The following is a 24,498-nucleotide window of genomic DNA, read 5'->3' on the forward strand; positions in this document are numbered from 1 at the left end:
CGAAGAGGTAGGGTTAGGCGAAACAGCGACGCATCGAGGGCGGAATCAAGGGCGGAGTTGGCAGCCCCAAGCCCAAAGCTGATGTGTAATCACTCCCATGCCCAGACTGAAAGCTCCCAGCAAGGACGAAAGTGCTCTGCTCCCCCCGTTTCTGGAATTGCCAGAACATGCCATTCATATTCCGCAAACCGAAGCCGAGCTTGAAGCGGCTTTGCAAGCCATGCGCGCAGAACCCGTGCTGGGCTTCGATACAGAAAGCAAACCCCTTTTCAACGTGGGCCAGCACGACAGCGGCCCACACCTGGTTCAGCTCGCCACCGTGAGCCAGGCCTGGTTGCTGCAGCTGCATCTGCCACTGGCACTGGAGCTGTCACGCTGGGTGCTGGCCGCAGGCCATATCTGCAAAGTCGGTTTCGGGTTGGACAACGACAAGCACTCGCTGCCGCGCCGCCTGGGCGCGCCGCTGGTCAATATCCAGGATCTGGACAGCCGCTTCAAGCGACTGGGCTACGGCTCCTCGGTGGGGGTGCGCGCCGCAGCCGCTTTGGTGTTGCAAAAAAGTTTTCACAAGTCCAAGCGCACGACGACTTCGAACTGGGCCGCAACGCAACTCAGCCCTGCCCAGCGCCGCTATGCCGCCAACGACGCCCATGCCCCGGCCGTGATTTATGCGCATTTGGCAGACTGGGAAAGCACAGTTCCCGCACCGCCCGCACGCCGTGCACAGGTCACTCCCTCAAGGCGGCACACCTAAAAGGGGAGCGCATGACGCTTGCAATACATCGATTTCAGATAGTTTTTGATCTGAAATCATCTACTAGCAAGCGCCAGGCGCTCCTTTTTTGCAATTCGGCAACCTCTTCGCCCCCGCCGCAGGATCGCCATTGCCCACAGGTCGCTGCGTCTTCCTCATAATGCACAGTCGCTCAGAGTGCCGGAGGCATCCCCCTGCCTCGGGCACTTGCGTCCTTCACCAACGATATAGAGACACGCTCATGCGCATTGAAACCCTCGCCGTTCATGCCGGCTACTCCCCGGACCCCACCACCAAATCCTGCGCCGTCCCCATCTACCAGACGGTGGCCTATGCGTTCGACAGCGCCCAGCATGGCGCCGACCTGTTTGACTTGAAGGTGCCGGGCAATATCTACACCCGCATCATGAACCCCACCACCGACGTGCTGGAAAAGCGCGTGGCGGCGCTGGAGGGCGGCATTGCCGCGCTGGCCGTGGCATCGGGCATGGCCGCCATCACCGCGGCGATTCAGACACTGGCCGAAGCCGGCGACAACATCATCAGCGCCAGCACGCTCTATGGCGGCACCTACAACCTGTTCGCCCACACCTTCCCGCAGCAAGGCATTGAGGTGCGCTTTGCCGACCCGCGCGATCCGGCCAGCTTTGGCAAGCTGATCGATGCCAAGACCAAGGCCGTGTTCATCGAATCCATCGGCAACCCGCTGGGCAACGTGACCGACATTCAGGCGCTGGCCGATGTGGCTCACGCCCACGGCGTGCCGCTGATCGTGGACAACACCGTGCCCTCGCCCTATCTGCTGCGCCCCTTCGAGTTTGGCGCCGACATCGTCGTGCACTCGCTGACCAAGTACCTGGGCGGCCACGGCACCAGCGTGGGCGGCGCGATTGTGGACAGCGGCAAGTTCCCTTGGGCGGAGCACAAGGAGCGCTTCAAGCGCCTGAACGAGCCGGACGTCAGCTACCACGGCGTGGTCTATACCGAAGCCCTGGGCCCAGCTGCCTTCATCGGCCGCGCCCGCGTGGTGCCGCTGCGCAATATGGGTGCCGCCATCTCGCCACAAAATGCCTTCCAGATTCTGCAAGGCATCGAGACCCTGGCCCTGCGCATGGACCGCATTTGCGAGAACTCGCAAAAAATTGCCGAAACCCTGCAAAACCACCCCAAGGTGGAATGGGTGCGCTATGCAGGCCTGAAGGACCACCCCGACCACGCGATTGTGCAAAAGCAGTCGGGCGGCCGTGCCTCGGGCATTTTGTCGTTCAGCCTCAAGGGCGACGGCGGTCGCGAAGCCGGTGCACGTTTCCTGGACGCGCTGCAGCTGTTCACCCGCCTCGTGAACATTGGCGATGCCAAGTCGCTGGCCACCCATCCAGCATCGACCACCCACCGCCAGCTGGACGCGGCCGAGCTGGCCAAGGCCGGCGTGACCGAAGGCATGGTGCGTCTGTCCGTGGGCATTGAGCACATCGACGACCTGCTGGCAGACCTGAACCAGGCGCTGGACAAGGTCTGACTCCCGGCCAGGCTCGCCTGATCTGGGCGAGCCCCAAGGGCGGGCGGAACACCACCCCGCCCTTTCGCCCAGCATAAAAAAATCGGTACCCGCGCTTGCGGAGTACCGATCTAAACATACACCCTAGCCTCGGAAGACATTAAGGCAGACCACCCCGATGACTTCCTTGCACCACAGAGCCTGCGGTGCGTGCATCACTTCCGGGAAGAAGGCCAGAAGCGATCACACTCTTTGCCGTGCAGCTATCAGAAGCGATAGCCCACGCCCACGCCGACCAGCCATGGGTCGACCTTGAACTTGGCATTCTCCAGACCAGCGCCGGTGACCTTGGTGCCCAGATACACCTTCTTGACGTCGAAGTTCAGCGACCAGTTCTTGTCCAGCGCGTAGTCAAAACCAATCTGCAGCGCACCGCCAAAGCTGTTCTTCTTCACGGTCACGGCACCATCGGCAATGTTCACATTCGAGAAGCGCGTGTAGTTCACACCAGCACCCACATAAGGCTTGAAGGCGCCGAAGTTGGTGAAGTGGTACTGAGCCAGCAAGGTGGGAGGCAGATGCTTGAGCGAACCCACCTTTTCGCCACCCAGACGCACATCATGCTTTTGGGGGTAGGTCAGAATCAGCTCAGCGGCGATATTGGGCGTGAAGTAGTAAGACACGTCCACTTCAGGCATCCACTTGTTGTTGATGCTCACACCTGCATTACCGGCAGCGCCACCGTTGTCGCTGTCCAGGTGCAGAGCACGCACGCGGATCTGCCAGGGGCTGGTGCCATCAAAGGATTGAGCAAAGGCTGTACCTGCAGTCAAAGCGCTGGCAGCAGCGGCAATCGCGATCAAAGTCTTTTTCATGGGTTTTCCTTGAAGTAATCTGGGGAAGCGTTATGCACTTCCTATGCCCTTGATTGAAACAAAGCTCCCCGTCTGCGGGTTTGTCCCAAATCAATGTGCACCTCAGGAGCCGCCACGAAAAAAGCGATCGTTGCACCCTGGCCACGACCGCTATTCGTCTAATCAGTTTCTGATTCAGCGCAAGCCAGCACCCCTCATGCAGTGCTAATGCCAGCCGGGCTGGTTAGAGCGTACTTAGTGCGCAGCCTTTGCGGGGCGCAGCTTTTGCCACAGCTCCACACACACCACCACGGCTGCGCCAATGATGGCTCCCACCACCACATGTACCAGCACCGGACCCAGGGCTGCGACCACGCCGCCCATGGGTGCAATCACGGTCTGCACCCAGTGCTCGATGGGGCCTATGCCATGCACCAGCAGGCTGCCGCCCACCATGAACATGGCGGCCGTTCCCACAATGGACAGGCCCCGCATCAGCCAGGGTGTGAAGGCAATCAGGCCACGCCCCATGGCCTTGGCCGCATTGCTGGACTTGGCCATCAGCCAGGCGCCCACATCGTCCATGCGCACAATGCCCGCCACCAGGCCATAGACAAACACCGTAATCGCCAGCGCCACGGCCACCAGCACCGCACCCTGCTCCCAGATGGGCTTGGTCGCCACAGTTCCCAGAGCAATGGCCATGATTTCGGCAGACAAGATGAAGTCGGTGCGGATAGCGCCCTTGACCTTTTGCTGCTCATAGGCCAGTGGATCCATCTGCTTTTCACGCGCGGCACGCAGCGAGGATGGCGCTACGCCTTTGAGAGTAGCTTCTTCAGCATCCACAATGATTTCTTCGGTTTTATGGGCATTTTTCTTGTGAAACAGATGCAGGATTTTCTCCACACCCTCAAAGCACAGAAAGGCTCCACCAATCATCAGCAGCGGTGTGATCAGCCAGGGAGCAAAAGCGCTGATCAGCAAGGCCGCCGGCACCAAAACAGCCTTGTTCATCAGCGAGCCCTTGGCCACGGCCCACACCACAGGCAGCTCGCGATTCGCCTTGACCCCTGTGACCTGCTCGGCATTGAGCGCCAGATCGTCGCCCAGCACGCCCGCCGTCTTCTGCATGGCCACCTTGGTCTGCATGGCCACATCATCCATAATCGCCGTACTTTTGCCGGCCGCCGTTTTGGTCATCAGCGCCACGTCATCCAGCAAAGCTGTAATGTCATCCAGCAACATCAAAAGTCCGGCACCTGCCATCGCACACCCCAGTTAGTTTTAATGGCCGCCATCATGCCTGCAAACCATGTCCTATCAGCGACAGAAAATGCCCCACACACGCCGTAAGACTTGCTGCCGAAGCGTTTACAGCGACAATGAGCGCCTTTTTTGAACGGACGCCCTGTGACCCAAGCCATTGCCCACGCCGAACTGATTGCCAGCTACCGCAACCTGGCCGCAGAAGCTGCCAAGAAAGCCGAGCTGGTCAAAGCTGCTGCAGGAAAAGGCCCCAAGACCATTGCCGCCGTCAGCGAAACAGCAGCCAAGGCTGCGCGCCGCCGCGATGTGGCAGCCGCCAAGCTGGCCCAGCTTGGCGTGGAATTGCCGGACTGAGGTTTGAGAGGCCAGTTACTTGCTGGTCTTGAAACCCTGCGTCGCCGCCCACGCGGCCACATCATCACGGCGGATAGCGGCGGCCATCAACTGCGGGAAGGCATCGGGCGTGCAGGCAAATGAGGGCACGCCCAGGGCGGCCAGCTTGGCGGCCAGCGCCGCGTCATAGGCCGGTGCGCCCTCGTCGCTGAGCGCGGGCAGCGCAATCATCTGCACGCCGGACTCCACCAGCTCGTTGGCACGGCGCAGCAGGCCGGCTTCCACCCCTCCCTCGTACAGGTCGGAGATCAGCACCAGAATCGTGTTGCGCGGCTCGCTGATGAGGCTTTGGCAGTAACCCACCGCACCGTTGATGTCGGTGCCGCCGCCCAGTTGCACGCCAAACAGCACATCGACCGGGTCGTCGAGCTTGTCGGTCAGATCCACCACGGCCGTATCGAACACCACCAGCTTGGTGGAAACGGCCGGCAGGCTGGCCATCACCGCGCCAAAGATGCTGGAATAGACGACCGAGTTGGCCATGGACCCGCTCTGGTCAATGCACAGAATCACCTCGCGCTGCGGGCGGCGGGCCTTGCGGCCATAGCCGATCAGCGTCTCGGGCACGATGGTTTTGTACTCGGGCTGCCAGTGGCGCAGATTGGCGCGGATGGTGCGATTCCAGTCAATCTCGGCATGGCGCGGGCGTCGGTTGCGCTGGCTGCGGTCCAGCGCCCCGGCCACCGCACTGCGCATGGGCTCCTCGAGCTTTTTCATCAGCTCGTCCACCACCTTGCGCACCACCAGCCCCGCCGTGGCCTTGGTGTTCTGCGGAATCACCGAGCCCAGCGAAATCAGGTCCGCCACCAGGTGCACATCGGGCTGCACGCTCTCCAGCATCTCGGGCTGCAGCAGCAGCTCGCGCAGGTTCAGCCGCTCCATCGCGTCGCGCTGCATGACCTGCACGACCTGGCTCGGAAAGTATTTGCGGATATCGCCCAGCCAGCGCGAAACCGATGGCGAAGAATTGCCACGCCCACCCTTGCGCGAGGCCAGCTTGCTGTCTTCCTCATAGAGTGCGGCCAGGGCCTGGTCCATTTCCTGCAGGCGGCCGCCCACGGTGCCGCAGCTGGCATCGGCCGGACTGCCCAGCACCATGCGCCAGCGCTGCAGCCGCGAGGTGGGTTGCAGCTCCTGTCCGGCCATTTCCTGCTCTTGGTCAGCGGTGTTCAGTTTCGCGTTCATCATCCCACCTTTGCTGCGGCAGATTCAAAATCAATAGCTGCTGGCGCTTGCTCCATCTGCGCTTGGGGCAGATTCAAGCCCAAAAGTGCATTGAGCACCGGCAGCGCCAGCGCGGCGCGACGCTCGTCCCAGAGCCCGGCTTCATCACCACTGGCCACGGGCGCAGTCTGCGCCGCACCGGTCACGGGCGAACGCTTGGCTTTCTCGCCCAGGCTTTGGCGCTCATGCTTGCTGAAGTCCGAAAAGCTGCGGCGCACCAGCGGCAGGATTTGCGCAAACTGCACCTCGCCCAAGCCAGTGAGCCAGGCATCGACCGCGCCCCAGATGGTTTCGTCATGCAGCAGCACCAGGGCCTGCTTGTTCAAGAATCCATCGAGCCATGCCGCCACATCCATGGGTGCGGCGCCCAGTGAGAGGTTGCGGTTGAACTGGCGTACGACCTCGGCGCTTTCCAGCAGATGTTCATCCAGCAGCAAACGGCAGGCCATGCCGCGCAGCAGCGCTGCCGCCGCATCGCCCATGGCCAGACTGCGCAGCGCGGCGCGCCAGGCGTCCACAGCCTCTTGGGCTTCGCCATCCGTGCCGCGCAAGCGCAGCGCCTCGTGGGCGGCCAGCACCTTGATTTTCATGGCCGCTGCGGCGTCTTCGTCCATGGCCATGCAGGCCACGGGCAGGCCAATGGCCGCGCGCAGCACCAGCGAGTCGATCACCGTGGCCAGCAGGGCCGTGTCGGTCTGGCGCACGCTGCCGTAGCGATAGACATTGGCCAGCGGCGGCAAGGCCTGCAACAGCTGGGCCACATCGCCCGTGGTGGCGGCGCGCTCGGCCAGAGTTTCAATCAAGGCCTCGACCAACTGCGGCAGATTGGCCAGCAGTGCATCATCAATGGCCTGCGCAATCTCGGGCAGCGCGGTCTCGGGTGTCAGGCTGGCACGCAGCTTGGCCGTGGCGGCCTGGGAGACGGTTGCGCCGTGCACGCTGGCCTCGATGATGCGCACGGCCAGCTCGGGCTGCCACTGCAGCTGCCAGCTTTCGCGGAAGGTGCCGCGGTTGCGCTGGGCGTCCTGTGCGGGCGTACCCCAGTCAATGCCCAGCAGGCGCAAGCGGTGCAAAAAATGGCTGCGTGCCAGATCCGTGTCCTTGCGCAAATCCAGCGCCAGCAGCTTGGCCGCTACCTCGGGCTTCATGCGCAGCGACTTTTGCTGCTGCTCGATATCGCGCTGCAGCGGCACTTGGGGCACATCGGCGGGTACGCTGCCCAGCACATGGCCCACTGTCAGCTCGTCGTCTATGAGCTTGAGCGGCGCGGTCTCGCCCATGCAGACCACGGTGACGATGGCCTCGTTAATCTCCTCCAGCCCCGGCGTGGGCTGGCCGCGCAGCGCAGCCAGACTGGTGGCCAGGCGCGTGGCCTCGATGATGTGGGCGCTGGAGCAGTCCAGATCTTTATCGCGCAGCAAATGCGCCACGCGCACAAGCCAGCCTGCGGTGCGTACCGTGGCTTCGCTGACTATGCTTTTAGGAGCTACTAGCGCTTGGCTATCCTGCGCTTGAGCCTGTTTTGACTCCACATCACGCTTGTAACAGCGCCACAGATGCTCGTACCAGCCCGGTGAGGTAACGCCCGCACCATAGCCGCTGCTGCTGGCCAGATTGCGATAAGTCCACGGCGCCCAGGTCGCCTGCACCTTGGCCTTGGGCAAGCCCTTGAGCAAAGCGGCGTCGGCCTTGGCTGTCACACGCTCTTTCAGTGCCGGTACATGCCAGGCGCCGCAGACCACGGCAATGCGCTGAAAGCCCGCCTTGGTCGCCTCGCGGATGCACTGGCGCATATGCGCCTCGCGCATGGCTTCGCGCTGCACATAGTCCTGGCCGCGCCAATGTTCTGCAGCGCCTTCCCCATCTTTTGCCAGTTCACTGCGCACAGCGGTCATGGCTTCGTTGATGGATTCAAACAGCGCTTCACTACCACCGCCCTGATGGCCACGCTCTTCCACCAGTCGGTTCCACCAGCTCTCGCCGTCTTCAAAGCCGGCAGCATGGGCCAGCCAGTCCAGCGGATCGCGGTGCTGGGTTTCGGCGCTCAGTTCATGCACGGCAGCATCGGCGCTCTCTGCATCAACAGCTTCTGCGGTGTCCACCAGCAGTGCATCGCCCTCTTCTTGGGCCTTTTCCTCGGCCTCCGAATCGCCATCACCTTCCTGTGCCTCGGCTTCTTCCATCGCCTTCTTCAAAGCCTCGCACCGCGCAAATTCGATGGCCATGGCATGGGTTTGCGGCAGGTCGATAAAGCGCGTGGCAACGCCCTGGCGACTGGCCCATTGCAGGGCCTGCCACTCGGGCGAAAACTCGGCAAACGGATAAAACGCCGCCTGGCTGGGCGCGTCCTGCATATAGACCAGCATGGCCACGGGCGGGCGCAGCTCGGCGCTTTGCAGCATGGGCAGCAGCGCCTCGCCCTCGGGCGGGCCCTCGACCAGCAGGCAATCGGGCTGCAATTGCTCAAGCGCCTGCAGCAGGCTGCGCGCACAGCCCGGGCCGTGGTGGCGTATGCCAAAAAAATGAATCAAATCAGCGGAAGTGGCCATGGGCTTGTCTAGCTGCAAAGAAAAAGGAAAGCAAGCTCAAGCGGCTAAGACAGCTCAGCCCATCGCAGATGGGCGTTTGAGACGAGGCGTCACAAGCGAAGACAGTAGCAGCGCTACGGCGAGCTTGTGCAACGAAGTATCAAGAGCTGTATTAGTCGCTAATACAAGATCAAAGCTGCTCGCGGCAGGCGCGGTACAGATCCTTCCAATCCGCCCTTTCCTTGACCACGGTCTCCAGATACTCCTTCCACACCACCGTGTCCTGCACCGGGTCTTTAATGACCGCGCCCAGCAGGCCCGATGCCACATCGTTGGCGCTCAGCACGCCATCGCCAAAGTGGCCGGCCAGCGCCATGCCGCTGTTGATGACCGAGATGGCCTCTGCCGTGGACAGCGTGGAGCTGGGCGACTTCACGCGCACGGTCTTGCCGTCTTCGGTCTGGCCGTTGCGCAGCTCGCGAAAGATCTGCACCACGCGGCGCACTTCCTGCAGCGCGGGTGCTTCGGCGGGCAGTTGCAGTGCGCGGCTTTGCTCGGCCACGCGCTTGGTGACGATCTGCACCTCCTCATCCTGCGAGGCTGGCACGGGCAGCACCACGGTGTTGAAGCGGCGCTTCAAGGCGCTGGAAAGCTCGTTCACACCCTTGTCACGGTTGTTAGCCGTGGCAATGACCGAGAAGCCCGGCACGGCCTGGAACTCCATGCCCAGCTCAGGCACGGGCAAGGTCTTTTCAGACAGCACGGTGATCAAGGTGTCCTGCACATCGGCGGGGATGCGGGTCAGCTCTTCGATACGGGCGATCTTGCCCAGCTTCATGGCGTTGACCAGTGGGCTGGGGATCAGCGCTTTCTCGGATGGACCGTGGGCCAGCAGCTGGGCGTAGTTCCAGCCGTAGCGCAGTTGCTCTTCGCTGGTGCCCGCCGTTCCCTGGATCAGCATGGTCGAGTCGCCGCTGACGGCCGCCGACAAGTGCTCGGACACCCAGGACTTGGCCGTGCCGGGCACGCCATACAGCAGCAGGGCGCGGTCGGTGGCCAGGGTGGAGACGGCAATCTCCATCAGGCGCGGGTTACCGATGTACTTGGCGCTGACCTCGAAACCATTGCTGAGTTTGCCGCCCATCAGGTACTGCAGAACCGCCCAGGGCGAGAGCTTCCAGTTCGGGGGACGTGGACGATCGTCCACCTTCTGCAAGGCGTCGAGTTCTTCGGCAAATTGCTGTTCGGCGTGCTGACGCAGGACTTGGCTCATGGTGTCTTCCAGTGTGAATACTTTGAAAAAAGGTGGTATCAGGCAGAGGTGGTGACGGCATGCAGCGCCAGGCGCAGATCCACAATACGGTTGAGTTGTTGCAGCACGCGCTCGTCATCCCAGGGGCGCAGGCGGGCACGCGCGCGGCGGGCTTCCTGCTCGGCTTTCAGTCTGGCAATCGCTTCGGCATTAGCGTCGGCATTCGGGCCTTCAACGGGCGCTTTGGGTTCAGCATTCACGGCTGGCAAATCGCCCTCAGGCACGGGCGTGCGCCACAGATCTGCAAAGCGAACCAGCACGCTGGCGTGCAGGCGTTTGGCGCAGGCCAGCACCGCCTGGTCGGCCTGCCAGCTGTGCCAGTTGCCCTGGGCCTGCTTGCCCCGCGTGGCGGTATAGAGCGCATCGACAATCCATTGCGAAATGGCGGGCGAGAGCACATCCACCGCGCCCATGCTGTCGTCGATGTTGTTGACCGAATCGATCAGCGCGCTCTGGCCCTGCTTGCGTTGCAGACGATCCAGCCACAGGGCTTCGCGCTGCTCAGGCGTGAGCTGATCAAGCAGCGGCGGCAGCAAGGCCTGCGCACGCGAATCGCTTTCCATGCTTTGCAGCAGCGGCAGCCAGCGCAGGTCGTGCTGGGTATCCAGTGCCCGCAGCCAGCCTTGGCGCAGCGCAGATTTCCAGTCGCTGCGGCGGCTCCAATCCCACAATTGCTCGGGGCTTTTGTCCAGCGCCTGGTGCCAGAAATCAATGGGCGCCAGCGCCACCATCTGCTGCAGCCACCAGGAGCGCTCGCCCTTCACATAGGCAGGCAATTGCAGCGCAATGCCATCACGCTCCCAGTCTTTGTTGCCTTCGGTGGGCGGCTCGATCTGCCATTCCCCCTTCGCATCCTGGCTCAGCATGCTTTGCAGCCAGGCCGTGATGCGCTGGCTGTGTGCGCTGGCGGGCAAACGGGTCAGCAGCTGGGCGGCGTTTTCGCGTACTTCCTTGCTGCGGTCGGCCAGCAGCTTCTCCAGCAGCGGCTCGTCGTCCATGGACAAGCCCGTATGCAGCGCTGCCACCATGGGCGCGCGCTCTTTCGCGTTCAATTCTTTGAGGCTTGCTTCCAGCCGTGCGCGCGCCTTGGCCGGGTCGGTTGCGCGCTCTGTCTCCAGCAGGCTCACGCGCTGGGCGATGGAGCCTTCTTGCCAGATTTGCTCAGCATCGGCGCTCTCCTGAACACCTGCTGCATAGGCCCACTGCGGGTTTTGCGTGGCCAGCCAACGGCCACGCTCGCCCAGCACGGGCAGCAGCCATTCGCGCAGCTCGGTGGATTGGCGGCCCTGGTTGAGTGCACTGACCAGCAGGCCGTGCGGCAGGCGCAGGCCAGCGCTATCGAGCACGGCAAATGCAGGTGCCAGTTGGTCCAGAGGTCCTTCGCTGATGATGGCTTCGACCAGACGCTCCAACTGCGCATCATCTGGCGCACTGCGCGATTCAGGTGCAGGCATAGCCAGCGCCGTCAGCGGCGCTGCCAGCTGAACTTGGCTACCGGGCACCCAGCCTGCACGCTCCAGCACCGCTGCGACGGCGCTGGCACGCAGCACCTGTGCAGCAGTGGAAGCTGCAGGCTGCTGCAAGGCCAGTTGCACAGCCTGCACGGTGGCAGGAGTGCTCACATCGGGCGTCGTCAAAATCGCAGGCACGGCCAGGCGCTCAGCACCCACCAAGGCTGACTGCTGCAGTGCAGTCCATACATTGGCTTGACTCATCACAGCTCTCCCCGGTTCTGCCAGATGCAGGACAGGCCTCCGCCCTGCTCTGCGGTTTGCCAAGCGCTCAGCAAGCGCCAGCGGCCAATCTGCGGGCCAGCCTCCCATTCGCCAAACAAGGCCACGGGGGCGCCGCCCGTCAGCGCCAGCAGGCGCCAGGCTTCGGCGTCCTGAATCACCACGGGCACAGGCGCCATATCAGCGGCCATGTTGGTGGACTGCGGCCATGCGGCATACCACTGCCCATCGACAAAATTCAGCCCCGCATTGGCACACCACAGCGGCTGCGTGGGCTGCAGCGGATTGGAGGCAATGCGCTGGCTCAGCTGCTGCAGGGCATCGCCCAGCACCTCGGCATTCAGCACCGCAACGGTATCCAACAACTGCATATCGTTACCTGCCAGCGCACGCAGCCTTGCGCGGCCGGGGTAGAAATGCAGGCTGCCGCTGTAGCTGGCGCCCTGCACCCAGGCCGATTCAAAACCGCGCCCGCCTTGGGCATAGTCCAGCAGCAGCGCCATGCGCCCACCTTGCAGATCTTTCAGGCCTTGCAGCCAGACATGGCGCTCCAGCAGGCGGCCTTCGCGCTCGATCAGGCGTATGCCCGCCACGCGCCACTGGTCGCTCACCTTTTGCCCTTGGGCTTGCACTTCAGTCTTGTCAAGCGACCAGCCCAGCGCGGCCATCACATCGGCTTTGACATCGGCGGGCAAAGATTCACGGCGCTCCACAGCATCCACCAGCAATTGCCAGTGGCCCAGTTGCACCAGCAGATCGCGCGCCCATTGGGGGTGGCTGTCTACCAGTTCCCAGGCTTCCTTGATGCGTGCGGCCATGCCGGTGGCCTGCGCATCCACCATGCGGGCAGCCATGGTGTGCCAGTGCTGGCGTGCCTTGCTGTCGCCCGCCTGGTTGGCCAGACCGGTGCGCACCATGTCCTGCATCCACAGCGACAGCTCCTGCATGCCGGCAGCCACCTTGTCCCAGCGCTTGTCGTCACGCTTGGCTTGCTGCTTGGCCAGCACCTCGGGATCGGGCGGCGGCGCCGCGGCAATGGCTGCCGCCTTGGCCTCTTTTTTCTCGGCTTTTTCCTGGCGGCCACCCAGCCAGGCATTGACCCACTCGGGCGGCTCGCCGCCTTCAGCCACCTGACCTTCAGCGCGCAGCAGCATCAGCGCCAGGCCGTGCTTGCAGGGGAACTTGCGGCTGGGGCAGGAGCATTTGAAGGCCGGGCCACTCAGATCGATCTGAGTCTGATAAGGCTTGGAGCCGCTGCCCTGGCATTCACCCCAGACGGCGGCGTCATTGCTGCCTGTGGTCGGCCACTTGCTGATGGATTGCAGCCCTTTGGCGGCTTTGGATGAAGCAGCGTCCGGCGACAAGGCCAGCACTTCTGCTTCGGTTGCTAACACACGCGACACCTCACCCCCCCGTTCGTTCGCTGTAAACAGATCACAGACGCCGCGTGCAATATGTTTTGCACTGCCAAACGAGCAGCAACCTCAGGCGCGCAGACTATCATCGAACACGCGTCAAAAAATGTAACAAAATCCTAGGCTTTGATGAATAAGCCAAGCATTAATGAATAGCATGAATAATCAAAATATTTTCTTGTGGAAATATTTCATATTTTTCAATTCTAAAAGGCCATTCATCAAATCTCAGACATTGCTCAAATCCGTCTTTACCGGGGCGAATCAATTTTATGATTTCATGCGGCTCCATGCTTCTTTCTGCAATACACCCCTGATGATTCTTGAATTCAACCTTTATCTTGCAGCTTCCGCGCTCAAAGAGCGTCAAATATTCCTTGATCTTCATAGTAGCCCCCTTGAAAAACAGCATCGTACGCCCGTCAACTGACAGGTGATGACACCTATGAAGCCATCTCATAAATAAATAATTATTCTTTCCAAGCACAAGATTCAAAAATAAAAAATTAGTTTAGAAAATCAAAATCACTTCAAACGATTAAAAATAGAAAAATCCGTTTATACTTTATTTGAAATTATCAAAAATAATATGACCTCTGAAAATACCCAGAAGCTGGCCAAACGCCTGACAGCCATCATTCAGCGGCTCTACGCAGGCGAGCAACTGCAGCGCACGGCCCTGGCACAGGAGTTCGATGTCAGCGAGCGCACCATCTTTCGCGACCTCAGCCGCCTGGATGAATGGGTACAGAGCAATGCCGAGGGCCGTTACCAGCTCAAGCCCCATCTGCAGCCGCGCCTGCAGCTCAAGCAACTCGACGCCGTGATGGCCTTGCTCGATATTCAGGAGCAACTGCCGGGCGATACGCTGCGGCGGCTGACGCAATGGGCCGAAGCACCGGGCGATGAGCAAAGCTATCTGTTTCGCGGCCCGCTCACCGAGATGGAAGGCATCCATCGCCAGGACTTTGACAGGCTTGAAGAAGCGGTGCGTACCCGTCGTATCTGCCATCTGCGCCACCGGGGCAAGGCCAGAACGCTGGCACCCTACAAGCTCATCAACCAGCAAGGCATCTGGTATCTGGCCGCCGTTGAAAACGAACAGCTAAAAGCCTTTGCGCTGTCGCAATGCGGCCAGGTGCTGAACACCGAAGAACTGTTCGAGCCGCGCAGCGATTTCATGACCGAGATTGAAAGCAGCGACAGCATCTGGTTTGGCCCCAAGACCCATGTCACCTTGCATGTCTCGGGCCTGGCCATGGAGTATTTCAAGCGCCGCCAGCAGGTGCCACAGCAAAGCATTCTCAGAGAGCACAGCAGCTATCTGGAGGTCAGCACCCAGGTCAGCCACGCCGAGCAGTTGCTGCCCACGCTGCGCTACTGGATTCCGCATGTGCGCATCGTTGACCATCCCGGCTTTGCCAAGGCATTGAACGACAGCCTGCGCCAGTATCTTGATGTCCAGGCGGAAGATGAAAGCAGCGCGGCTTTATCTCTCCTCTAAAAACCATAGCTGCATGCGCTTGATTTCAAAGCATTTCCCATAGGAAAGTATTGAAAATCCTTACTTTAAAAGCGCAAGCAGCTATTCTTTTTTAGTGATTTCACAAAAAAGGCTCTGCAGATGCAGAGCCTTTTTCTTGCCCACTCAGCCCCTGATGGGGCTTAAGCGGTCATCAACCCAGCCACTTGCGGGCGTTGCGCCACACGCGCATCCAGGGGCTGAACTCGGACTTATCTCCGTTCGTCCAGCTCATCTGCACATTGCGGAACACGCGCTCGGGGTGGGGCATCATGGCCGTGAAGCGGCCGTCGGCCGTGGTCACTGCGGTCAGGCCACCGGCCGAACCGTTGGGATTGAACGGGTACTGCTCGGTAGGCTGGCCGTGGTTGTCCACGTAGCGCATGGCCTTGACCACCTGCTCCGCGTTGCCACGGAACTGGAAGTTGGCATAACCCTCGCCGTGCGCCACGGCAATCGGCAGGCGCGAACCGGCCATGCCTTGCAAGAACAGGCTGGGCGATTCCAGCACTTCCACCATGGACAGACGCGCTTCAAAGCGGTTGCTCTGGTTTTGCGTAAAGCGGGGCCAGTCCTGCGCGCCGGGGATGATGTCGGCCAGCTCGGCAAACATCTGGCACCCATTGCACACGCCCAGACCAAAGGTGTCGGTGCGGCCAAAGAACTGCTGGAACTGCTCGGACAGACGATCGTTGAAAGTGATGGAACGTGCCCAGCCAATGCCGGCACCCAGGGTGTCGCCGTAGCTGAAGCCACCGCAGGCCACCACGCCAGCAAAGTCCTTGAGGTTGGCGCGGCCGGCTTGAAGGTCGCTCATGTGCACGTCCACCGCGTCAAAGCCGGCTTCGGCGAAGGCATAGGCCATTTCAACGTGAGAGTTCACGCCCTGCTCACGCAGCACCGCCACGCGGGGCTTGGCAGCCACGTTGATGAAAGGCGCAGCCACGTTGTCCTGGGGGTCAAACGTCAGATGCACATGCATGCCGGGGTTGCTGGGATCGCCCGCCGCAGCGTGCTCGCTGTCGGCACAGGCGGGGTTATCGCGCTGCTGGGCGATCTTCCAGCTCACGGCGTCCCAGACCTGGTGCAGATCGGACAGCGTTGCACCAAACACCTTGTTGGCATCACGCCAGACCTGCAGCTCGCCCTTGCCGGCATCCACGGGGGACGAGACAGGACGGGTCTTGCCAATGACATGGCTGCACTGGATCAGGCCATGCTCGCGCAGCACCTGGAGCACTTCGGCGCGGTCTTCGGTGCGAATCTGCAGCACGGCGCCCAGCTCTTCGTTGAACAGCGCGCGCAGCGTGCGGTCTTCACGGCGACCGGAAACTTGCTTGCCCCAGTTCTTGCCCTCGCCGCTGTCCATGCGGCTGTCGGAGATGCCATCGCCTTCGGTGATCAGCATGTCCACATTCAGTGCCACGCCCACCTGGCCGGCAAAGGCCATTTCGGCAGCGGTGGCCAGCAGGCCGCCATCACCACGGTCGTGGTAGGCCAGAATCAGGCCCTTGGCGCGCAAGGCGTTGACGGCATTGACCATGGCGATCAGGTCTTGCGGGTCGTCCAGATCCGGCACTTCATTGCCAGCCTGGTTCAGCACCTGACCGATGATGGAGCCACCCATGCGCATCTTGCCGCGACCCAGGTCGATCAGCACCAGCGTGCTGTCTTCGACATCGGCGTTGAGCTGGGGCGTCAGCGTGGTACGCACATCATCAATGGCGGCAAAGCCGGTGATGATCAGGCTCACGGGCGAGGTGACCTTCTTGGTCTGGCCGTTCTCGCTCCACTGGGTGCGCATGGACAGGGAGTCCTTGCCCACGGGAATCGAGATGTTCAGCGCGGGGCACAGCTCCATGCCCACGGCCTTGACGGTGGCGTAAAGCGCAGCGTCTTCACCGGCTTCACCGCAAGCGGCCATCCAGTTGGCCGACATCTTCACCTTGGACAGCTCGATGGGCGCAGCCAGCATATTGGTGATAGCTTCGGCCACGGCCATGCGGCCCGATGCGGGCGCGTTGATGGCCGCCAGCGGCGTGCGCTCGCCCATGGCCATGGCTTCGCCCTTGAAGCCCTTGTAATCGGCCAGGGTCACGGCCACGTCAGCCACAGGCACTTGCCAGGGGCCGACCATCTGGTCGCGGTGGGTCAGACCACCCACGGCGCGGTCGCCAATGGTGATCAGGAAACGCTTGGAGGCCACGGTGGGGTGGGCCAGCACTTCGATCACGGCCTTTTCCAGCGGCACGCCGGTCAGGTCGATGGCGGGCAACTCGCGCTCCACGGTGGTCACGTCCTTGTGCACCTTGGGCGGCTTGCCCAGCAGCACTTCCATGGGCATGTTCACAGGGAACTTCTGGTCGCCAGATTCGACTGCCGTGTCTTCCAGCACCAGCTGGCGCTCTTCGGTGGCTGTGCCGATCACGGCAAACGGGCAGCGCTCGCGTTCGCAGAAGGCGGTGAACTGCGCCAGCGACTCGGGCGCAATCGCCATCACGTAGCGCTCTTGCGATTCGTTGGACCAGATCTCCTTGGGCGACATGCCGGACTCTTCCAGCTTGACGGCACGCAGGTCGAAGCGCGCGCCACGTCCCGCGTCGTTGGTCAGCTCGGGGAAAGCGTTGGAGATACCACCGGCACCCACGTCGTGGATGGCCAGAATCGGGTTCTCAGCACCCTGCGCCCAGCAGTGGTTGATGACTTCCTGCGCACGGCGCTCGATCTCGGGGTTGCCGCGCTGCACCGAGTCAAAGTCCAGCTCTGCAGCGTTGGTGCCGCTGGCCATGGAGCTGGCCGCGCCGCCGCCCATGCCGATGCGCATGCCGGGGCCGCCCAGCTGGATCAGCAGCGTGCCAGCGGGGAACGGAATCTTCTTCGTCTGCTCGGAGTCGATCACGCCCAGACCACCGGCAATCATGATGGGCTTGTGGTAGCCACGGGTGATGTCACCGACCTGCTGCTCGTACTCACGGAAGTAGCCGGTAAGGTTGGGACGGCCAAACTCGTTGTTGAACGCCGCGCCGCCCAGCGGGCCTTCGATCATGATCTGCAGCGGGCTGGCGATGTGCTCGGGCTTGCCCACTTCGCTACCCCACAGCTTGGAGACGGTGAAGCCGGTCAGACCTGCCTTGGGCTTGGAGCCGCGGCCGGTCGCGCCTTCGTCGCGGATTTCGCCGCCGTTACCGGTCGATGCGCCTGGGAAGGGAGAGATGGCCGTGGGGTGGTTGTGCGTTTCCACCTTCATCAGCACATGATTGGTCGCAGTCTGCTTTTGATAGCTAGGAGCGCTTGCACCATCTACGTTTGCGGCAAATTTCGCTACAAATCGCTCGACCTCATGGCCTTCCATGATGGAGGCGTTGTCGGCATAGGCCACGATGGTGTGCTGGGGCGAGACGGCTTCGGTGTTGCGGATCATGCCAAACAGCGACTTCTCCTGCTCCACACCATCGATGGTGAACTTGGCGTTGAAGATTTTGTGGCGGCAGTGCTCCGAATTGGCCTGCGCAAACATCATCAACTCCACATCGGTGGGGTTGCGCTTGAGGCCATTGAAAGCGTTGACCAGATACTCAATCTCGTCTTCGGCCAGAGCCAGGCCCCACTGCTTGTTGGCGGTCTCCAGCGCTGCACGGCCACCGCCCAGCACATCCACAAACTCCATGGGCTCGGCGGCCAGGGTGGTGAACAGTTGCTCGGCTTCGGCGCGTGTGGCAAACACGGACTCGGTCATGCGGTCGTGCAGCAGGCCGGCGATTTGCGCAGTCTGCTCTGCCGACAGCTCGGACTTGCCGCCGAGCAAGCCTGACTTCAGCTCGACACGGTACTCGGTCATGCGCTCCACACGGAACACATCCAGGCCGCAGTTGCGGGCAATGTCAGTCGCCTTGGAAGCCCATGGCGAGATGGTGCCCAGACGAGGGGTGACGATGAAAGCCACGCCTTCGGCGTTGCCTGTGTAGGGGTCGCCATAAGTCAAGAGCGCCGACAGGCGCTCTTGCAATGCGGGCACAGGTGTGCTCTCGGTAGCCACCAAATGCACAAAGCGCGCGGACACGCCTGTGATCTTGGGGTGGATGGCGACCAGATCGGTCAAAAGCTGTTGGGCGCGGAACGAGCTCAGGGCGTTTCCACCCTCAAACTGTGTCAGATGCAATGTCACGTGGCGGCCTGTTTATGTGAAGGCTGGTGAAAAGCGCCTGAGCCGCGTCCTTGTCAGAAGGCGCAGCTCAGGGCACTGAATCGGTGAGCCTGCGATTTTACCGTGCCTCGGGGTTAGTCCGAATGCTCACACCCACAAGCCCTGCATGTTCAAGCGCGCAATGGGATAATTCACGCCATGAGCATCACACTGAAGACTCCCGAAGACATTGAACGCATGCGTATTGCAGGCCGCTTTGCTTCGGATGTGCTGGACTACATCACCCCCCACATCAAGCCCGGCATCACCACCCAGCAGATCGACGATCTGTGCGCCAAGCGCATGGCTGAGCAAGGCACCAAGACCGCCTGCCTGGGCTACCAGCCGCCGGGCATGACGCCCTACCCGGCCTATGTCTGCACCTCGGTCAACAACGTGGTGTGCCACGGTATCCCCAATGACAAGCCTCTGAAGAAGGGTGACATCGTCAACGTGGACGTCACCATCATCACCGATGACGGCTGGTTTGGCGACAACAGCCGCATGTTCATCATTGGCGAAGGCTCGATTGCCGCCAAGCGCCTGTGCAAGCTGACGTTTGAAGCCATGTGGAAGGGAATCGAGCAGGTCAAGCCTGGCGCAACCCTAGGCGATATCGGCCACGCCATTCAGACCTATGCCGAAGGTCACAACCTGTCTGTGGTGCGCGAATACTGCGGCCACGGCATCGGCAAAGTGTTCCACGATGAGCCCCAGGTGCTGCATTACGGCAAGCCCGGCGAAGGCGTGGTGCTGGAAGAAGGCATGGTCTTCACCATCGAGCCCATGCTGAATCTGGGCAAGCGCGACATCAAGGCCATGCCCGACGGCTGGACCGTGGTCACCAAGGATCGCAGCCTCACGGCCCAGTGGGAGCTGATGCTGGCCGTGACAAAGACCGGCTATGACGTGTTGACCTGGTCCGATGGCTCGCCCACGCCGCCCGACTTCATCAAGGCCATCCGCACGTAAAGCTGCATCAAGCGCTTCTGTACAGAAAGTCGCCATGCCGCATCTGGTTACTGCCGGATGCGGCATATTTTTTGCTTGTCTCGAAGGTGCTACAAGTGCTGCGCACTCCTCTTGCTCCATACCCAGGCTCCAGCTCAGGCTGACAGCGGCCACGAGGTCGGGTTAAGAGGACAATCAAGCACCTGCTCTGTTGAAACTTTTTCTGCTGCGCATGACCTTTTCTTCCGGCTCCTCCACTGCACCTGACGCTTCGGATCTCGGTGCACTGCATTCCCTGCGCGATGCGTACCGCCACGCCAAGGCTCAACAAATCGCTCTGCTGCACAACCCTACGCTGGGCAGACGCAGCGTACGCGGAGTGCTGCACCATTTCAGTGATCTGGCCGACGGCTTGCTAAGCACTCTCTGGCAACGGGCGCGCATGCCAGAGGGTGCCGCCTTGGTAGCCGTAGGGGGCTATGGCCGGGCCCAGCTCTTTCCCTATTCGGACATCGATGTGCTGGTGTTGCTGCCCCAAAGCAGTGCACAGCCGGCTGCGGAATTGGCGGCCAGCATCGAGCAGTTCATCAGCAGTTGCTGGGATGCAGGACTGGAGATCGGCTCCAGCGTGCGCAGCATTGCCGAATGTCTGCAGGAAGCGGCGCAAGACCTGACGGTGCAGACAGCCATGCTGGAGTCACGCCACATCTGCGGCAGCAAAGCCTTGTTTACGGACTTTGAGCAGCAGTTTCGCTCACAGCTTCAGCCCAAGAGCTTTGTAGAAGGCAAGCTGCTGGAGATGCGCCAGCGCCATGCCAAATACGATTTCACCCCCTATTCGCTGGAGCCCAACTGCAAGGAGTCGCCCGGCGGCCTGCGCGATCTGCACACCATGCTCTGGCTGGCCAAGGCGGCAGGCTTTGGCCACAGCTGGCATGAGCTGGCCGCACAAGGCTTGATTACAGATTTTGAAGTTCAGCAGCTCGAGTCCAACGAATCACTACTGAGTCTGATTCGCGCCCGTCTGCATGCCGCCGCCGGCAGGCACGAAGACCGGCTGGTCTTTGACCTGCAAACCGCCGTGGCAGAAGCCTTTGGCTACCGCTCCACCACACCCGAAGGGCGCAAGCTGGCCATGCGGGCGGGCGAGACGCTGATGCGTCACTATTACTGGGCTGCCAAGGCGGTAACCCAGCTGTGCCAGATCGTGCGCATGAGTATTGAAGAGCGCCTAAGCCCCCGCTCTCACAAACTCATTCCGCTGAACCAACGTTTTTACGAGAAGGCGGGAACGATTGAAGTCGCCAGCGACGACCTGTATCAGCGTGATCCCCATGCCATTCTTGAGACCTTTCTCATGTATGAGCAGCACGAGGGTCTGACAGGCCTGTCCAGCCGCACTCTGCGTGCCCTATACGCGAGCCGCGATGTCATGGACAGCGGTTTCCGCCGCGACCCGGTCAACCGCGAGACGTTTCTGAAAATTCTCAAGCAGCCACGCGGCATCACCCACGCGATCCGGCTAATGAATCAGACTTCGGTTCTGGGCCGCTACCTCTGGCCCTTCCGCCGCATCGTCGGTCAGATGCAGCATGACCTGTTCCACGTCTACACCGTGGATCAGCACATTCTGATGGTGCTGCGCAATGTACGGCGCTTCTTCATGGCCGAGCATGCCCATGAATATCCGTTCTGCTCTCAGCTGGCCGCAGGCTGGGACAAACCCTGGATTCTGTATCTGGCCGCCCTTTTTCATGACATTGGCAAAGGCCGGGGGGGTGATCACTCCGTGATCGGTGCGGTCGAAGTCAAGCGCTTTTGCCGTGCCCATCAGATAGCAAAGCCCGATGCAGAGCTGGCCGAATTTCTGGTGCGCGAGCACCTGACCATGAGCCAGGTGGCGCAAAAGCAGGACTTGTCAGACCCTGATGTCATTCGTGCCTTTGCCGACAAAGTGGGCAATGAACGCAAGCTCACCGCCTTGTACCTGCTGACGGTGGCAGACATTCGCGGCACCAGCCCCAAGGTCTGGAGTGCCTGGAAAGGCAAGCTGCTGGAGGACACCTACCGCCTGACCTTGCGCGTACTAGGTGGCCGCGCACCGGATGCAGCAGCCGAAATAGAGGGCCGCAAACGCGAAGCTCTGGTGCAACTGGCCTTGTCCGCCCAACCTTTTGAATCGCATAAAAAGCTCTGGGAAACATTGGATATCAGCTACTTCATGCGCCATGAGGCCGCCGACATTGCCTGGCATACACGCCACCTTTCGCGCCATGTGGGTCAGGGCAAGCCCGTGGTTCGCGCCAGACGCTCATTGGCTGGCGAAGGTCTGCAAGTACTGGTCTATGCACCCGACCAGCCCGACCTCTTCGCCCGCATCTGCAGCTACTTCGACCGCGCAGGGTTTTCCATTCTCGACGCCCGCGTACACACCGCCAACAACGGCTATGCACTCGATACCTTTCAAGTCATCGCCCCCACCATGCAGGAGCAGTACCGCGAACTGATGCACATGGTGGAAAACGACCTGACGCTGACTTTGCTCAAGGGCGGTCCGTTATCCCCTCCGACCAAAAGAAGGCTGTCGCGCCGAGTCAAGAGCTTTCCTTTTGCCCCCCGCGTCATCTTGCGCCCCGATGAAAAGGCACAGCATTGGCTGCTGTCCATCTCGGCATCCGACCGCGCTGGTCTGCTCTACATCATTGCCCGCATCCTGGCCCAGCACCACATCAGCGTACAACTGGCCAAAATCAGCACTCTGGGAGAGCGCGTAGAAGACACTTTTCTGATCGAGGGTCCGGAGCTGCAGGACAGCAGCCGCCAGCTTCAAATCGAGACAGAGCTTCTCAAAGCACTGGGGCAATCGAGCTGAACAAAATCTGTTGCATAGGCTTTAGTTTCTGACTGCATTGCCGATATGCAGTCACCACTACTACGGAAAGCCCATGCAGCTCCCCTCCAATGAAGTTGCGGCATCGCCGCCCACCACACGCAGTGGCCTATTTCATATGCCGCTGTTTCGTCCCGGCACCGAGGTCACCCAAAATGGCCGACGCGAGATCGTCAGCCATGTCATCTTGCGCAGACGTGAATTGATGGTCTACCTCAAAGGCCACGACGATCCGGTCAAGCCTGACGGCCTGGACTTAGCGCCCACGCTGTTCACCACCGAGCGCCGACAGGAAGCCCTGACCTGGTTTCTTTGAACACTTAAAAAAAGCCGCTGGGCCTTATGGCACCAGCGGCTTTTGCTATTACTTTATGATTTCCAGCGGACTCAAACCAGCTTGGCCTGTGCCTGCCCCATCACCTGGCCCAGTTGTACGGGCCCTGCAGGCTGCCACTGCGCATTGAACTGCATGCCTGCGCTTTGCGGGAACAACATGACCACCGTCGATCCCAGCTGAAAGCGCCCCATTTCCTGCCCCTGGGCAAGCTCCACAGCATCGCTGCCCTCGTAATTCCAGGTCTTGATATGACCGGGCCGCGGCGGGTTGATCAGGCCATGCCACACCGTGGCCATGCTGCCTACAATCGTTGCCCCCACCAGTACCAGCACAAATGGGCCATGGGCACTCTCAAAGACGCAAACCACGCGCTCATTGCGAGCAAACAGACCCGGCACTCCGCGCGCCGTGACAGGGTTCACCGAGAACAGATCACCGGGCACATAGGTCATGCTTCGCAGCTTGCCAGCACAAGGCATGTGGATGCGGTGATAGTCACGCGGGCTCAGGTAAATTGTCGCGAAGCTGCCGTTATCGAACTGGCGCGCAAGAGCCGCATCCCCTCCTACCAATGCCGTAGCACTGTATTGATGCCCCTTGGCCTGGAAGATCTGCTCCCCCTCAATCTTGCCGAACTGACTGATAGCCCCATCGACCGGACAAATCCAGTCCGCCTGCGCCATAGGGCGCACTCCATCCTTGAGTGCCCGCGTGAAAAAAGCGTTGAAAGTCTTGTAGGCCGCAGGATCAGGTTCGGCAGCCTCTGCCATATTGACCTTGTAGCGCTGAATGAAGCGACGAATCACTGTCGTCGTCAACTCTCCAGCTTCAGCCTGAGCCAATTTCCCCATCAGGGCCGTCAGTGCCTGCTTGGGTAATAAATATTGAGAAAGTACAGCGAGTCGTTCAGACACAATGGTTTTTTGCTATCAAAGTTATAGAGCTATCGAACAGGATTCTAGCCAAGAGCTGATGCACTGCAGGCCTCCTCCAGAAAGACAGGCATTGTGCCCATTTCTTTCTCACAAAAGCCTGCCGCGACATTGAAGCGACGAGCACAAAAAAAGTGTGCTCAGATCGTCTCATCTCTGCGACAGATTGCATCCTTTGTCAAGCCGCTTACAAAGTCGAGACGCTACAATTTCATCCGTTGGTTGAATGCTGTTAAAGCATAGCTTGATTAGATATCGGCCTTTTGTTCGGTCTGCGCGAACAGCGCAGCGCCCTCGCCACCTTGAGGCCTGAGCAGTTTTTGCTCAGGCCTTTTCCGTGGTGATGATGAACAAACGCCACAACGGACTTTTTCTGAGAGATTGAACAAATGGCCAAGGAAGAACTTATTGAAATGCAGGGCTCCGTCACCGAGGTCCTGCCTGACTCGCGCTTTCGCGTCACGCTGGATAACGGTCATCAGCTGATCGCTTACACCGGTGGAAAGATGCGCAAGCACCACATTCGTATTCTGGCGGGAGACAAAGTGTCACTGGAAATGTCTCCCTATGACCTGAGCAAGGGCCGCATCACATTCCGTCACCTTGCCAACCGCGGCCCAGCCCCCACCACACCCCGATCCAAATAAATTGAACCTCAATACAAAAAATTAGCCGCTTTCAAAAATGAGCAATTTTTTGTAGT

At 60.8% G+C, this 24,498-nt stretch carries 18 protein-coding genes; 8 read left to right on the forward strand and 10 right to left on the reverse strand.

Going from position 1 to position 24,498, the window contains the following annotated elements; translation table 11 throughout:
• Nucleotides 1–97: 97 nt before the first annotated feature.
• Nucleotides 98–754: a 3'-5' exonuclease gene (locus tag AC2I9W_RS03515; RefSeq protein ID WP_486408637.1), complete on the forward strand. Its 657-nt coding sequence runs from the start codon at nt 98–100 to the stop codon at nt 752–754.
• 241 nt (nt 755–995) lie between these two features.
• Nucleotides 996–2,273, forward strand: coding sequence for an O-acetylhomoserine aminocarboxypropyltransferase/cysteine synthase family protein (locus AC2I9W_RS03520; RefSeq protein WP_486408638.1), 1,278 nt, complete (start codon nt 996–998; stop codon nt 2,271–2,273).
• 245 nt (nt 2,274–2,518) lie between these two features.
• Here the strand turns inward: AC2I9W_RS03520 and AC2I9W_RS03525 are convergent, their stop codons facing one another.
• Together AC2I9W_RS03525 and AC2I9W_RS03530 are read right to left on the reverse strand one after the other, a co-directional pair.
• Nucleotides 2,519–3,127, reverse strand: a complete 609-nt coding sequence (locus AC2I9W_RS03525) for an OmpW/AlkL family protein (protein ID WP_486408639.1) — start codon at nt 3,125–3,127, stop codon at nt 2,519–2,521.
• A 234-nt stretch (nt 3,128–3,361) separates the two neighbouring features.
• The gene (locus AC2I9W_RS03530; RefSeq protein ID WP_486408640.1) at nt 3,362–4,375 is read right to left on the reverse strand and encodes a DUF808 domain-containing protein; all 1,014 of its coding nucleotides are present in this window, start codon (nt 4,373–4,375) and stop codon (nt 3,362–3,364) included.
• A 144-nt stretch (nt 4,376–4,519) separates the two neighbouring features.
• On the opposite strand from AC2I9W_RS03530, the gene AC2I9W_RS03535 reads away from it, so the two are divergent.
• A complete protein-coding gene (locus AC2I9W_RS03535) occupies nt 4,520–4,729 on the forward strand; it encodes a hypothetical protein (RefSeq protein ID WP_486408710.1) in 210 nt (69 codons plus the stop codon).
• Nucleotides 4,730–4,744: 15 nt separating this feature from the next.
• Here AC2I9W_RS03535 and AC2I9W_RS03540 read toward each other — a convergent pair whose 3' ends face one another.
• From AC2I9W_RS03540 to AC2I9W_RS03565, 6 genes are all read right to left on the reverse strand, one after another.
• Nucleotides 4,745–5,953: a VWA domain-containing protein gene (locus tag AC2I9W_RS03540; RefSeq protein ID WP_486408641.1), complete on the reverse strand. Its 1,209-nt coding sequence runs from the start codon at nt 5,951–5,953 to the stop codon at nt 4,745–4,747.
• On the reverse strand, nt 5,953–8,541 hold the full coding sequence (locus AC2I9W_RS03545; protein ID WP_486408642.1) for a DUF5682 family protein: 2,589 nt from the start codon (nt 8,539–8,541) through the stop codon (nt 5,953–5,955). Before AC2I9W_RS03545 ends, AC2I9W_RS03540 begins: the two co-directional genes overlap by 1 nt.
• Nucleotides 8,542–8,710: 169 nt before the next feature.
• A complete protein-coding gene (locus AC2I9W_RS03550; RefSeq protein ID WP_486408643.1) occupies nt 8,711–9,793 on the reverse strand; it encodes an ATP-binding protein in 1,083 nt (360 codons plus the stop codon).
• A 38-nt stretch (nt 9,794–9,831) separates the two neighbouring features.
• The gene (locus tag AC2I9W_RS03555) at nt 9,832–11,547 is read right to left on the reverse strand and encodes a DUF5691 domain-containing protein (RefSeq protein WP_486408644.1); all 1,716 of its coding nucleotides are present in this window, start codon (nt 11,545–11,547) and stop codon (nt 9,832–9,834) included.
• Nucleotides 11,547–12,968 (reverse strand): SWIM zinc finger family protein, encoded by a 1,422-nt coding sequence (locus AC2I9W_RS03560; RefSeq protein ID WP_486408645.1) that lies wholly within the window; start codon nt 12,966–12,968, stop codon nt 11,547–11,549. Before AC2I9W_RS03560 ends, AC2I9W_RS03555 begins: the two co-directional genes overlap by 1 nt.
• A 157-nt stretch (nt 12,969–13,125) precedes the next feature.
• A complete protein-coding gene (locus AC2I9W_RS03565; RefSeq protein WP_486408646.1) occupies nt 13,126–13,368 on the reverse strand; it encodes a hypothetical protein in 243 nt (80 codons plus the stop codon).
• Between the two features lie 201 nt (nt 13,369–13,569).
• Between AC2I9W_RS03565 and AC2I9W_RS03570 the strand changes: the two genes are divergently transcribed.
• Nucleotides 13,570–14,484, forward strand: coding sequence for a helix-turn-helix transcriptional regulator (locus AC2I9W_RS03570; protein ID WP_486408647.1), 915 nt, complete (start codon nt 13,570–13,572; stop codon nt 14,482–14,484).
• A 172-nt stretch (nt 14,485–14,656) separates the two neighbouring features.
• On the opposite strand, the gene purL is transcribed toward AC2I9W_RS03570, so the two are convergent.
• Nucleotides 14,657–18,667: a phosphoribosylformylglycinamidine synthase gene (gene purL / locus AC2I9W_RS03575; protein ID WP_486408648.1), complete on the reverse strand. Its 4,011-nt coding sequence runs from the start codon at nt 18,665–18,667 to the stop codon at nt 14,657–14,659.
• Nucleotides 18,668–18,844: 177 nt separating this feature from the next.
• On the opposite strand from purL, the gene map reads away from it, so the two are divergent.
• The 3 genes from map to AC2I9W_RS03590 all read left to right on the forward strand — a co-directional run bounded on the left by map (nt 18,845) and on the right by AC2I9W_RS03590 (nt 22,842).
• Nucleotides 18,845–19,657 (forward strand): type I methionyl aminopeptidase, encoded by an 813-nt coding sequence (gene map / locus AC2I9W_RS03580; protein ID WP_486408649.1) that lies wholly within the window; start codon nt 18,845–18,847, stop codon nt 19,655–19,657.
• 211 nt (nt 19,658–19,868) lie between these two features.
• Nucleotides 19,869–22,508, forward strand: a complete 2,640-nt coding sequence (locus AC2I9W_RS03585) for a [protein-PII] uridylyltransferase (protein ID WP_486408650.1) — start codon at nt 19,869–19,871, stop codon at nt 22,506–22,508.
• Nucleotides 22,509–22,581: 73 nt separating this feature from the next.
• A complete protein-coding gene (locus AC2I9W_RS03590; protein WP_486408651.1) occupies nt 22,582–22,842 on the forward strand; it encodes a hypothetical protein in 261 nt (86 codons plus the stop codon).
• A gap of 71 nt (nt 22,843–22,913) precedes the next feature.
• On the opposite strand, the gene asd is transcribed toward AC2I9W_RS03590, so the two are convergent.
• The gene (gene asd, locus AC2I9W_RS03595; RefSeq protein WP_486408652.1) at nt 22,914–23,777 is read right to left on the reverse strand and encodes an archaetidylserine decarboxylase; all 864 of its coding nucleotides are present in this window, start codon (nt 23,775–23,777) and stop codon (nt 22,914–22,916) included.
• Nucleotides 23,778–24,184: 407 nt separating this feature from the next.
• Between asd and infA the strand changes: the two genes are divergently transcribed.
• Nucleotides 24,185–24,442, forward strand: a complete 258-nt coding sequence (gene infA, locus AC2I9W_RS03600) for a translation initiation factor IF-1 (protein WP_158391850.1) — start codon at nt 24,185–24,187, stop codon at nt 24,440–24,442.
• Nucleotides 24,443–24,498: the final 56 nt, after the last annotated feature.

The sequence above is a fragment of the Comamonas sp. FUJ_7 genome (assembly GCF_057369555.1).

Excerpts from the sequence above, each read along its gene's own strand:
- AC2I9W_RS03515 (WP_486408637.1), top strand. The coding sequence starts at position 98 with ATGCCCAGACTGAAAGCTCCCAGCAAGGACGAAAGTGCTCTGCTCCCC.
- AC2I9W_RS03520 (WP_486408638.1), top strand. The coding sequence starts at position 996 with ATGCGCATTGAAACCCTCGCCGTTCATGCCGGCTACTCCCCGGACCCC.
- AC2I9W_RS03525 (WP_486408639.1), bottom strand. The coding sequence starts at position 3,127 with ATGAAAAAGACTTTGATCGCGATTGCCGCTGCTGCCAGCGCTTTGACT.
- AC2I9W_RS03530 (WP_486408640.1), bottom strand. The coding sequence starts at position 4,375 with ATGGCAGGTGCCGGACTTTTGATGTTGCTGGATGACATTACAGCTTTG.
- AC2I9W_RS03540 (WP_486408641.1), bottom strand. The coding sequence starts at position 5,953 with ATGAACGCGAAACTGAACACCGCTGACCAAGAGCAGGAAATGGCCGGA.
- AC2I9W_RS03545 (WP_486408642.1), bottom strand. The coding sequence starts at position 8,541 with ATGGCCACTTCCGCTGATTTGATTCATTTTTTTGGCATACGCCACCAC.
- AC2I9W_RS03550 (WP_486408643.1), bottom strand. The coding sequence starts at position 9,793 with ATGAGCCAAGTCCTGCGTCAGCACGCCGAACAGCAATTTGCCGAAGAA.
- AC2I9W_RS03555 (WP_486408644.1), bottom strand. The coding sequence starts at position 11,547 with ATGAGTCAAGCCAATGTATGGACTGCACTGCAGCAGTCAGCCTTGGTG.
- AC2I9W_RS03565 (WP_486408646.1), bottom strand. The coding sequence starts at position 13,368 with ATGAAGATCAAGGAATATTTGACGCTCTTTGAGCGCGGAAGCTGCAAG.
- AC2I9W_RS03570 (WP_486408647.1), top strand. The coding sequence starts at position 13,570 with ATGACCTCTGAAAATACCCAGAAGCTGGCCAAACGCCTGACAGCCATC.
- map (WP_486408649.1), top strand. The coding sequence starts at position 18,845 with ATGAGCATCACACTGAAGACTCCCGAAGACATTGAACGCATGCGTATT.
- AC2I9W_RS03585 (WP_486408650.1), top strand. The coding sequence starts at position 19,869 with ATGACCTTTTCTTCCGGCTCCTCCACTGCACCTGACGCTTCGGATCTC.
- AC2I9W_RS03590 (WP_486408651.1), top strand. The coding sequence starts at position 22,582 with ATGCAGCTCCCCTCCAATGAAGTTGCGGCATCGCCGCCCACCACACGC.
- infA (WP_158391850.1), top strand. The coding sequence starts at position 24,185 with ATGGCCAAGGAAGAACTTATTGAAATGCAGGGCTCCGTCACCGAGGTC.